Annotated in this window: 13 protein-coding genes; 9 read left to right on the forward strand and 4 right to left on the reverse strand. The window is 65.1% G+C overall.

The window, feature by feature from the left end; all coding sequences use genetic code 11:
- From ACFHW1_RS28055 to ACFHW1_RS28075, 5 genes are all read left to right on the forward strand, one after another.
- Positions 1-337, forward strand: a 337-nt coding sequence (locus tag ACFHW1_RS28055; protein WP_416616580.1) for a hypothetical protein, incomplete at its 5' end; no start/stop codon positions are given.
- The gene (locus ACFHW1_RS28060) at positions 337-516 is read left to right on the forward strand and encodes a hypothetical protein (protein ID WP_416616581.1); all 180 of its coding nucleotides are present in this window, start codon (positions 337-339) and stop codon (positions 514-516) included. The genes ACFHW1_RS28055 and ACFHW1_RS28060, both read left to right, overlap by 1 nt.
- 107 nt (positions 517-623) lie before the next feature.
- Positions 624-749: a hypothetical protein gene (locus ACFHW1_RS28065; RefSeq protein WP_416569121.1), complete on the forward strand. Its 126-nt coding sequence runs from the start codon at positions 624-626 to the stop codon at positions 747-749.
- A 143-nt stretch (positions 750-892) separates the two neighbouring features.
- Complete coding sequence (locus ACFHW1_RS28070; protein WP_416616582.1) at positions 893-1,351, forward strand: hypothetical protein; 459 nt, start codon at positions 893-895, stop codon at positions 1,349-1,351.
- Positions 1,351-1,635, forward strand: a complete 285-nt coding sequence (locus tag ACFHW1_RS28075; protein ID WP_281550637.1) for a hypothetical protein — start codon at positions 1,351-1,353, stop codon at positions 1,633-1,635. Before ACFHW1_RS28070 ends, ACFHW1_RS28075 begins: the two co-directional genes overlap by 1 nt.
- A gap of 213 nt (positions 1,636-1,848) precedes the next feature.
- On the opposite strand, the gene ACFHW1_RS28080 is transcribed toward ACFHW1_RS28075, so the two are convergent.
- From ACFHW1_RS28080 to ACFHW1_RS28090, 3 genes are all read right to left on the reverse strand, one after another.
- Complete coding sequence (locus tag ACFHW1_RS28080; RefSeq protein ID WP_416616583.1) at positions 1,849-3,060, reverse strand: hypothetical protein; 1,212 nt, start codon at positions 3,058-3,060, stop codon at positions 1,849-1,851.
- A 1,437-nt stretch (positions 3,061-4,497) separates the two neighbouring features.
- The gene (locus tag ACFHW1_RS28085; RefSeq protein WP_416616584.1) at positions 4,498-5,772 is read right to left on the reverse strand and encodes a hypothetical protein; all 1,275 of its coding nucleotides are present in this window, start codon (positions 5,770-5,772) and stop codon (positions 4,498-4,500) included.
- A 226-nt stretch (positions 5,773-5,998) separates the two neighbouring features.
- On the reverse strand, positions 5,999-6,349 hold the full coding sequence (locus ACFHW1_RS28090) for a hypothetical protein (protein ID WP_416592169.1): 351 nt from the start codon (positions 6,347-6,349) through the stop codon (positions 5,999-6,001).
- Between the two features lie 112 nt (positions 6,350-6,461).
- Here ACFHW1_RS28090 and ACFHW1_RS28095 point away from each other — a divergent pair, with 112 nt between their 5' ends.
- A complete protein-coding gene (locus ACFHW1_RS28095; protein WP_416616586.1) occupies positions 6,462-7,532 on the forward strand; it encodes an IS630 family transposase in 1,071 nt (356 codons plus the stop codon).
- 629 nt (positions 7,533-8,161) lie between these two features.
- Here the strand turns inward: ACFHW1_RS28095 and ACFHW1_RS28100 are convergent.
- Positions 8,162-8,368: a helix-turn-helix transcriptional regulator gene (locus ACFHW1_RS28100; RefSeq protein ID WP_233605958.1), complete on the reverse strand. Its 207-nt coding sequence runs from the start codon at positions 8,366-8,368 to the stop codon at positions 8,162-8,164.
- A gap of 125 nt (positions 8,369-8,493) precedes the next feature.
- Between ACFHW1_RS28100 and ACFHW1_RS28105 the strand changes: the two genes are divergently transcribed.
- The 3 genes from ACFHW1_RS28105 to ACFHW1_RS28115 all read left to right on the forward strand — a co-directional run bounded on the left by ACFHW1_RS28105 (position 8,494) and on the right by ACFHW1_RS28115 (position 9,337).
- Positions 8,494-8,787, forward strand: a complete 294-nt coding sequence (locus ACFHW1_RS28105) for a DivIVA domain-containing protein (protein ID WP_416616588.1) — start codon at positions 8,494-8,496, stop codon at positions 8,785-8,787.
- 113 nt (positions 8,788-8,900) lie between these two features.
- A complete protein-coding gene (locus ACFHW1_RS28110) occupies positions 8,901-9,149 on the forward strand; it encodes a hypothetical protein (protein WP_416616589.1) in 249 nt (82 codons plus the stop codon).
- Entirely contained in the window at positions 9,146-9,337 is a 192-nt protein-coding gene (locus ACFHW1_RS28115; protein WP_416568006.1) for a hypothetical protein, read from the forward strand. Before ACFHW1_RS28110 ends, ACFHW1_RS28115 begins: the two co-directional genes overlap by 4 nt.
- Positions 9,338-9,511 lie beyond the last annotated feature (174 nt).

The raw sequence follows: 9,511 nt of genomic DNA on the forward strand, positions 1-9,511 counted from the left end.
ATCGGCCGGTGTGGTCCTGGTCCAGGTGGCGGCGGATCTGCCGGTGCGGGTCGGTGCTGCCCTGCCGGGCGCGACACCGGAGTCCGATCAACCGGGGTCACTGGCCGGGGGAGACCCGGTGACCGCGCACTACCCGTCGCGTCCGACCTGGATGTGCTCTGGTTGCGGGTTGCCGTGGCCGTGTCAGACGCGGCGGCGGGAGCTGTTGGCCGAGTACGGGGGTGCGGTGGTGTCGCTGTCGGTCTACATGGCGACGTGTCTGCTGGACGCGATGGCGGACCTACCCGACTACCGCTGCGGCTATCTCTACTCGCGGTTCATCGGGTGGTGGCGCTGATGTCGGTCATCCGGCCTGGTGACGAGGACATGCACTTCGAGGACGGCTCGCACCGCTGGTACCCGTTCGACCCGGACGACCACGACCAGCAGGCGTGGGAGGAGCGGGTGCGCGAACACCAGCGGCAGCACCGTGAGGAGAACCCGCCCCGGAAGCGCTGGCGACGACGGTCGATCTGACCGCCGGGCCGAGCGCCAATGCCCTTGTTGAGCTGGGGTCGGGCCGCTGGCGGCAACCACCGGTCCGACCCCTACCCCCGCACTGCTACGAGAGAAGGCAGACGATCATGGACATCTGCGCGTTGACCAGCGCCGCGTTGCTCGGGTTCCTGGCCGGGCTGTTCTCATTCCGGGTCAAGAGCCGCTGGTGCCCCAAATGCGGCGAACTCACTACCACTCCGCCGCCGCACTGACGTCCTCGCACCGACTCCCTGCTTGTGGCCAGCGTTGCGGGGGTCGTCGCTGCCTGACCTGTGGGCGGACGTGGGATCAGCCGGACCGATCCACATAGGAAGTACGAAGAGGATTGCTACCCGACCTTTCTCAGGAGGGAAACGTGACCAGGAACCAAGGCCCCGCCAACAGACACCACCTGACCCCGTACGTCAGGGTCAACTCGGGTCCGACGCCGGAACGGCCGCCGTTGCCGCGACGGACGCCGGGGCAGACGGACATCGAGCGTGATCCGCGTTTCCGGTTGCTGGCCGCGCATGGGTTGTCGGCGGCGTCTGACGAAGACCCGCAGCGGACGCCCTTGGATGGTGTGGCGGCGGCGAGGCGGAACCGGCCGGACGCGGATGTGCTCGCCCAGGCGCGGGAGACGGTAGCCGGGCACATGCCGAGTCGGCTGGCCGAGTGCCGGGTGTGTGAGGTGGCGGCGTTCTGCCCGCCGTTCACCAGCGCGATGGCCGTGCTGGACCGCTGGGACCAGAGCCGGGCGCGTCGGGTGCGGGCGGTGTTGCAGTACGCCGGGTTGTGGCCGGACGGGTACGTGCACGACGGGCGGGACGACTGATGACCGACCGCGATCTGATCCGGGTGGGCGACACGCTGCATCTCGGTAAGGCGGACTGGGTGTTCGGCGACCGGTCGATGACGGTCCGGGTCTCCGACATCCGGTACGGCCTCGACGACGCAGACTCCCCGGTGGTCGGCATCCTCGCCACGATCACCTCGGCCGGGCGGGACGGGCGGATGGCCGCGATCGGTGTCTACAAGTCAGCCCTGACCCGCGCCGGTGTGGTGCAGCGCCGGCAGCCACCCAACGGCGTCGACTTCCCGGCCACCGAGCGGCCGTAGACCCCCCGGGGCGCGTACCCGCTGCAGCCCTGGTGGGCGGCCGGGCACCAGGCACCCGACGAGCGGTGACGCCCCCACGTCCGCCCCCGAGCACGCGAACGGCCGCTCGGCCCGGTGTCCACCGCTGCCTACACAGTCAGGGTGTCGCAGCGGCAGAGCACGCGCCCCGGGCTTGGTATTTATCGGCGTAATTTCTGGATGGCAAAAGGCGAATCAGGATGCGGCGGTGATAATGATGGCGTGAGCGTGATCGCCGTCGGGCGAGATTCGGATATTTACCTCAACATTGTAAGAAAATATTTCCAAGTAACTCTGGCCGCTGTCGTCCGTGAGGAACGAAAATGGTGGCGGACCGGCGGTTATTCCGTGCTCGTAGCTAACGCTATCGGCTAGAATTCTTGGTGTGGTGTAATTTGAGGTATCGCGCGCTCTGTCCCAAACAAGGTAGATCCTTTCGTGGGGTTCCACATTTACTCGCAATATGTCGGCGTATCCTTTATCTCCCTTCCACCAATAGGCAATTTGTTTACCCTCTAGCGGAGGGGGTTCAGGTAAAATTCCGATATCGACAAATTTGTTCCCGATCCACTTTAGGCCACGAACTTCCGTGCTATTTACAATAACAATATGGTCGGCCCTCTGTGCCACCTCTCCACTTTGAAGATCTTTTTTCTCATGTAGAATCTCAAATTCCCGCGAGCTCTCGTCGAAACCAAGAATCTTGAAGCTCAGAAATCCGCCGCTACCACACGTTCTCGAGGCCACGATTTCCTGTTCGCTATGCGTCCTCAATTGTACGACTTGCAGCTTGAAGTAGCCACATCCGCGGGATTCGATCGGGTGCGAAAATATTTTTTCCCACTCGTCTCCGTTGCATCCAATGACATCAAGCCTTAAGTCGTTTGCATCTGGGTCTGGATATACGTTTGGGTCTATAAGCACCGCCACAAGGTCACCGCCTCCTGAGGATGAGGAAAAAACGGCTCTCGCCTTATAGTCTACAGTCGGCGTTTCGGTAAGAACTCTTACTGAAGGCGTGCCGCATTCACTGACTATGTCGCCAATTGTCCTTTGTTCCGGTGGTCTTAGTGGCCCCAGTTCGGGGGGAGTGTCTCGAAACGTCCAGGTTGCAAATAAGGCCACGCTGAGTGATAAAAGGGTTAAGAGAAGGCATAGGATCTTAAGTCCAAGACCAAGATCTGTAGAGCGCCTAGCTGGTATTGTGAGTATGGCGCCAAGAAGTGCCTGGCCGGCTGCAAGGATTGTAGAAATTCTGCCTGACCAACCAAGTGCGGTCGCGAGGAAAAGCGCTGCCGAGATGGCGAATGATATCCATACTAAGGTCCACAAAAAAAACGCACGCGCGGAGCCTGGGGAACGTCGACGGGTAGGGTCTGAGGGGTAGATTGGTGGATATGGTTGCACTGACGCCGCTCTCCTCGTCGAAACTAGTTGTGCGCAGCCACATCGAACAATGTTCGGTGACGACTATACATATCGTAGCGTGCGGCGACGGTTATTAGTCTGACATGCGACTGCGAAATGCTTTGTGGTGAAATGCGCAAATTTTACGTTTGGCGTGGGTGGCTAGCCGAGTCGGGCATCGATACTACTCAACGGATTGTATCCTCTTGGATTAGGAGAAAGCCGGTTGTCGGTGACGTGGGGTGGCCAGTTCGGCGATGGTTTCGCCTCACCGATGCGATCGGCTTCAATCGATGGATGTGCTGTCGCTGCCGCAGGGCAGCCGGGTGGGGTTGAACGCGCCAGTCGACCCGGTTGATCCGCCGAAGTCGACGAGCAGCTGGGCATCGGCATGACCGACCGGGTCCCGCCCGCCTCCGCTTGCCGTGACCTTCGGGTGTGTTGTGGTAACCCTTCCCCCAGCCTCAAGAAGGGCTCTGCAATGTCTAAAGTTGACGGGTTCAATCCGGTGCGGTTTTCGTGTGTCCGGGACTGACCGAGTTCGAGTTCCGCAAGAGCGACTACCGCCGGTTTCAATCCGGCGCGGGTTTCGTGTGTCCGGGGACAAGGAGGTTTTTACCCTCCCCGAGTTCCCCTGATGGTTGTTTCAATCCGGCGCGGTTTTTCGTGTGTCTGGGGACAGGGAATATGGAACACGAGCACGCATTCACTATGTTTCAATCCGGCGCGGTTTTCGTGTGTCCGGGGACCTGCTCGAGGTGATGAAGAAGCAGAATTTCTGCCTGTTTCAATCCGGCGCGGTTTTCGTGTGTCCGGGGACCGTGTCTGAAATGTCGGGCCGTCTGAGCTGGGCAAACATGGTGCTCCGAGGGCAACCTCATAATAATCATGATCTTGGTGACGGCTCAGATGATCTCTGCAAGGTGAGTTTTTGCAGCTCGGGCGTACTTTGGGATCTTTCCGCCAGCCTCCCCCGGATCCCGGGCGTGTCGGAGGTTGCTGCAATCGACATTTCGCCGCAACTCCGGCACCTAATCTTGCCTACATCGATGGCTTGTCCGTCCTCGATGGAGGCCGCAGTGCTCGGCGTGGCTGTCTCACCTCCCGTCCGGTATTCGTCGACAGGTCGATGCGGAAATTGTCGCTCACCGGGTCGGATCCGGCAAGTGGAAACGACTCGTCCTCGGGCAGCGGATCAGCGGACCGTACGTCGTGCTGCTGTGCAACGAGATACGGGTCGGGAGCTGCTGGCCAGGCGTTTATCGGTCACAGATGCTCCGAGTCGGGAACTTCGAGCAAGCTGTGTCAGACAACTGACGCTGGTGGAGTCGGAAAGACGGGACCAGAGCAGAGCCTGTCGGCTCCCGTTGTGTCGCAGTACGTCGACGGCAGCGTTCGATCATTACCCCGGCTCGTGCAGTGCTTCGGCTCGGCGTGCTACGCGGCGAGCATTTCCGCCAACCCTCGCACCTCCGGAGCGGACCGAATCGGGCCAGGCACCCTGCGGTAGAAGTCGACCGCGCGGCTGCGAGTGAGACCGGTGCGCTGGTGGGCGGGAGCGTCCGCGAGCGCAGCGGCTGCCGACTGGCAGGCGCCGATGGTGTCGCCGTCGCGGTGCTGGCAGGTGGCGGCGTCGATGCGCAGCAGAGTGCGGGTGAGTGTGCTGGTCGGGGCCGACAGGGCGAGCGCGTACGTCTGGCTTTCGCGTGCGCGGCGGGTCTCGCCGAGCACGCTCAGGGCGTGGGACAGGTGGACGTGGTGCTTCTGCTCGCAGTGGCCGAACCAGGAATCGGCTCGCTCCGATTCGGGCAGAGTGTCGGCGAGTTGGTCGGCGTCGCGTAGTGCCGAGTTGGCTTTGTCGCGGCGTCCAGCGAGGGCGTAGGCGCGGCCGGCGACGGCTGCGGCCAGGGTTGCGGCGGCGGTCGGTCCCTGGCCAGCGGTGCGGCGCGCCTGCTCGGCGAGTTCAGTCGCTGCCTGCGGCGCGTCGAAGTTGAGCGGGACCATCGCCTTGCGGGCCAGGACCCAGGCGTGCAGCGACCGGTCGCCGGACTCCGCGGCGGCGCGGGCCGCAGTGCCGAACCAGGCGTACGCCTCACGCCGGTTGCCGAGATCGTGCAGCACGACTGCCGTCATCCCGCCGAGTTGCCCGGTGATCCTGGCCAGCGCGACCCGGGCGGTGGCCGGCTGCGGACGCTGAAGCAGTTGGGTGACATCGGCGAAGTCGGCGAGCAGGTCGGCGAGGACGTCGGTGGGGACGCGTCCGCCGTACCCGAAGCTGTGCTGCTCTGTGGCCGCTTCCAGCCGCGAAAGGTCGGCCGGGCCGCCGACGGACAGTGCGCGGTCGGCGACGGCCAGGACGTCCGCGACGTGGTTCAGCGGGGCAGCGGTCAAGCCGGCGGCGAGGGCCGTACGCAGAAGCTCACGGCGGTACATGGACTCATCCTCCCTCGCGGAACGTGTTTCTGCCGCGATGTCGTTGGCGTCGTCCTCCCAGGATCGGGCAGCGAGGCCGAGCATGGCACCGGGGATGCGGAGGCCATCGGCGATACGTTCGATGGTATCGATGCCGGTGATACGGCCCTCGCCTCGTGCGATCAGGCTGACCCGCTCGGCCTTCAGTCTGGTGGCGGCGGCGATGGCGTTGAAGCTGAGCCCTGCTGCCTTCGCCGCACTGAAGACGGTGCTGAAGGTACGGGTTGCGAGAGCTTCCACCACGCGCCGGTCACCGAGCAGGCGGCGAGGTAGCCCACGAGGCGATGTCGACGGGTCCACGCGACTCCTCGGAATGTGATCATGACGATCGATGCACTGTATCGCTTCTTGTGAGACTAGGTGACCCCCGTAGTGCGAGCCCCATCGTGGGGTTACCAGCGATGGAGCTGGTGCTGTCTAGTGCAGCCCCGCGTAAGTTCTTGACGGGCTGTACGGGGTTGGGTTGTCAGTCGTCTTCGTCGTTGAGGGGCTGATCGGCGATGCCGGTCAGGTGCAGTCGTACGGCGCAGTCGAGGGCGTCTTGTGGGCTGCCTTCGGGGTGTCCGTCGGGGAGCAGGCTGTCGGTGTAGGTGTCGGTGGCGGGGTCGTGGAGGGCGAAGCCGTAGACGTCGTCGAAGCCGAGGTATTTGAGGCGGCAGACGGGTACGCCGTCGTTTTCGCTGGTCCAGGCGGTGACGTAGCCGTGGCTGCCGCGCCAGCGGATGGTGACTTCTTCCAGGCCGGGCCAGACCTGTGAGGCGTGGTGGTCGAGGTCGGCGGCGAGGTCGTCCTTGACGCGTTTGCTGGGTACGGGCACGGCGTCCAGTGTGATCAACTCCGGGCGTGTCGTCACCTGCCGACACGCCCGTGCCTGCGGCATCGTCCATGATCGTCACCGTTGTCGATCATGGAATGAGGGCTTGCCGCTGATGGCCAGGCTGCAACCTGTCGACCGGGTCCGGCTGACCCGGCGCCGCCGCAAGGCCCTGACCCGGATCGCCGGGCAGGCCAGCGCAGAGTTCCGGCAGGTCCGCCGGGCCCGGATCCTGCTCGCCGCCGCGAACCGGGTCCCGAACGCGCAGATCGCCCGGCAGGTCGGCTGCACGGTGGCCACCGTGCGCAAGACCCGCCGCGACTACCGCACCCGGGGCATGCGCGCCCTTAACGACCGGCCCCGCCCGGGACGCCCGCCGCTCTACGACATCGACGTACACCTGCTGATCATCGCGACCGCGACCAGTGAGCCACCCGACACCGACGCCCAATGGACCCACCCGCTGATCGCCGGGCACCTGCGGCAGCGGCACGGCATCGCGATTTCCGCCAGCCAGGTCGGGCGGATCCTGGCCGGTGTCGACATCAAACCGCACCGGGTCCGGGGCTGGCTCAACCGGCCCGACGAGCCCGGCTTCTTCGCCCGTGCCGAGCAGATCTGCACTCTCTACCAGCATGTTCCCGCCGGAACGGTGCTGCTCAGCGTGGACGAGAAGACCGGTATTCAGGCCAAGTCGCGCCGATACCGGACCCGCCGCGCGGGGCACCGCCGCCCGGAACGCCGCGAGTTCGAGTACCGCCGACACGGCACCGTCTCACTGATGGCCGCCCTCGACGTCGCCGACGGCACCGTCCGGCCGAAGATCATCGACCGCAACAACTCCGACGCCTTCCTCGACTTCCTCACCGAGATCGACCTCGAAACCCCTGCCCACCTGCGGATTCACCTGGTCCTGGACAACGGGTCCAGTCACACCTCGAAAGCCACCCGGGCCTGGCTGGCCGCACACCCGAGGTTCAGCGTGACCTACACCCCGAAACACGCGTCCTGGCTGAACATGGTGGAACTGGTCTTCTCGATCCTGACCCGCAGGCTGCTACGTCGTGGCGAGTTCACCTCCCGCGAACACCTCGCCAACAAGATCCTCAAGTTCTTCACCCACTACAACCGGACCGCGAAACCCTTCCGCTGGACCTACGACGGCCGCCCACTCAAGGCCGCATGACCCGTCAAGAACTTACGCGGGGCTGCACTAGTTTCTGTAGTCGCAGCCAGACCAGATGGAGTCCTCCGGCCTTCCGCCCGGTCCCTGGCCGTCCGTGACTGATCGCAAAGGTACGAAACGCAACCGCCGGCCGCACCGCTTCGCGGTCTCAGTCGACACGCACTTCTCCGTCCGAAGAGATTCCCGACGGTCCTTCCCGCGAAGGAGAGAAGCTTGAACAGGAACCAGGTTCCCGACAACAGGTACCAACGGACCCGACAGCCCATGGTCAACGCGGGTCCGACGCCGGACCGGCCGCCGTTGCCGCGGCGGACGCCGGGGCAGACGGACATCGGGCGTGATCCGCGTTTCCGGTTACTGGCCGTGGGGTGGCGGCGGCAGTTGACGGTGACCCGCAGGGGATGCCCTTGGATGCGGTGGCGGCGGCGATGCGGAACCGGCCGGACGCCGATGCGCTGGCCCAGGCGAGGGAGACCCTCGCGGGACATGCCGAGTCGGTTGGCGGAGTGTCGGGCGTGTGACCTGCCGGCGCGCGCCGCCGACAGATGACGACGTACATGGAAGGACGTGGATCAGTACCTCGCCCGAGCCGGCCGGGTCCGCGCTGCCGACTCGGAGGGCGGAGAAGGCTACTCGTCGGCGTCCGGGCGCGGCGGCCGGTTGTGCTTCGCCCACTCGGTGATCTCGGCAGCGAGGTACACCTTCATGCCGCGTAGCTCCTGGTAGGGCTTGGGGAAGCCGGGTCGGCGAGCGATCTGTTGGAACCGCTGCCGGGACACGCCGAGGTACTCGGCGATCTCGTACGGACCCATCAACTCGCCCGGTCCTCCGGTCATGAGCCGAACGGTAGGCATCTTCGGGTCTACCCAATCAGCTCTACCCTATTGACTACTCCTGCAAGTGTGGCTCATGATTCGCGTGTGCCAGCAGGGATCGGGAGACGCGGGATCGGGGTTGCGCCGTGTTCGAGGGCGTGAAGCATCAGGTCGAACCGCACCAGGTCAGGGCGGTCCGGTTCGGGTCGCGGTGGCGTGGGCTGGACCCCGACGAGGTGTACGTCTATCTGGGGCTTCTCGCCGACGAGCTGGATCGGCTGGTCCGACAGAGCGATGCCGCTCGGACCGAGTCCGAACGGCTCCGGGAAGGACTGCGGCAGTGGCGGCAACGGCACATCGGCTGCCGGTTTACCGACCCGCCGCCGGCATCGGGTGATCCGGAGCCCGGTCGGCAAGCCCGGAACGGGGGCCGGTGGTGAGCGGCGGAGTTCGCTGGACGATCCACGTACCCACCCCTGGCCAGACAAGGCGGCCCCGAGCGGCGCGGACACGCCAACCCGGGGCCTTGATCGGACACGGGAGGTCCGACCCGATGAATAGTTTCCCCGCCCCACCGGACGAACTCGCACCCGCCCGGCTGATGGCGCTCTACCCGCCCGGCAAGAGCCCTGTCATCGACCGCGTGGAGAACGCGCTCCGAGCGTTCGAGGCCACCGATCGGCCCAGCGCCGAACGTCTGCTGTCCGGTTGGGCGCACACACCGGAACTGTCTCGCCGGGAGCGGGCCGCCGTGCTCGCCCGGTTCGATCCCACCGGTTCGAGCGGAGGGCGTACGTCGTGACGATCTTGGTGATCGGCCCGCGTGAGCTGCCGAAGACGGACACGGTGGAGGTGTGGTGTGACGCGGGTTCCGGCGGGACGGGGCAGCACGTCATGGTCTCCGTGAAGCTGCTGACCCTCTCCGAGCGCGACCGCGGGGAGGGCCGAACGGCGCTGTACGAGTACGAGTCGTACTACTGCCGGGAGTGACCGAATCGGGCCAATTTCTGGCCGGGCGTTCCGTCCTCCGTGTGGGCCAGGTGGCCGGAACTGGCTCGGGCGGTCACATCGTACGGTGCCCCGGCTCCATGGCCGGTAACTGGCAGGGCTGTTGCGTAGTCGGTTGAGGGGCTCTTGAGCTGGGGTTTTCGATGGGATTCGGCG

Source organism: Micromonospora sp. LOL_014 (assembly GCF_048060245.1).
Classification (GTDB): domain Bacteria; phylum Actinomycetota; class Actinomycetes; order Mycobacteriales; family Micromonosporaceae; genus Micromonospora_E.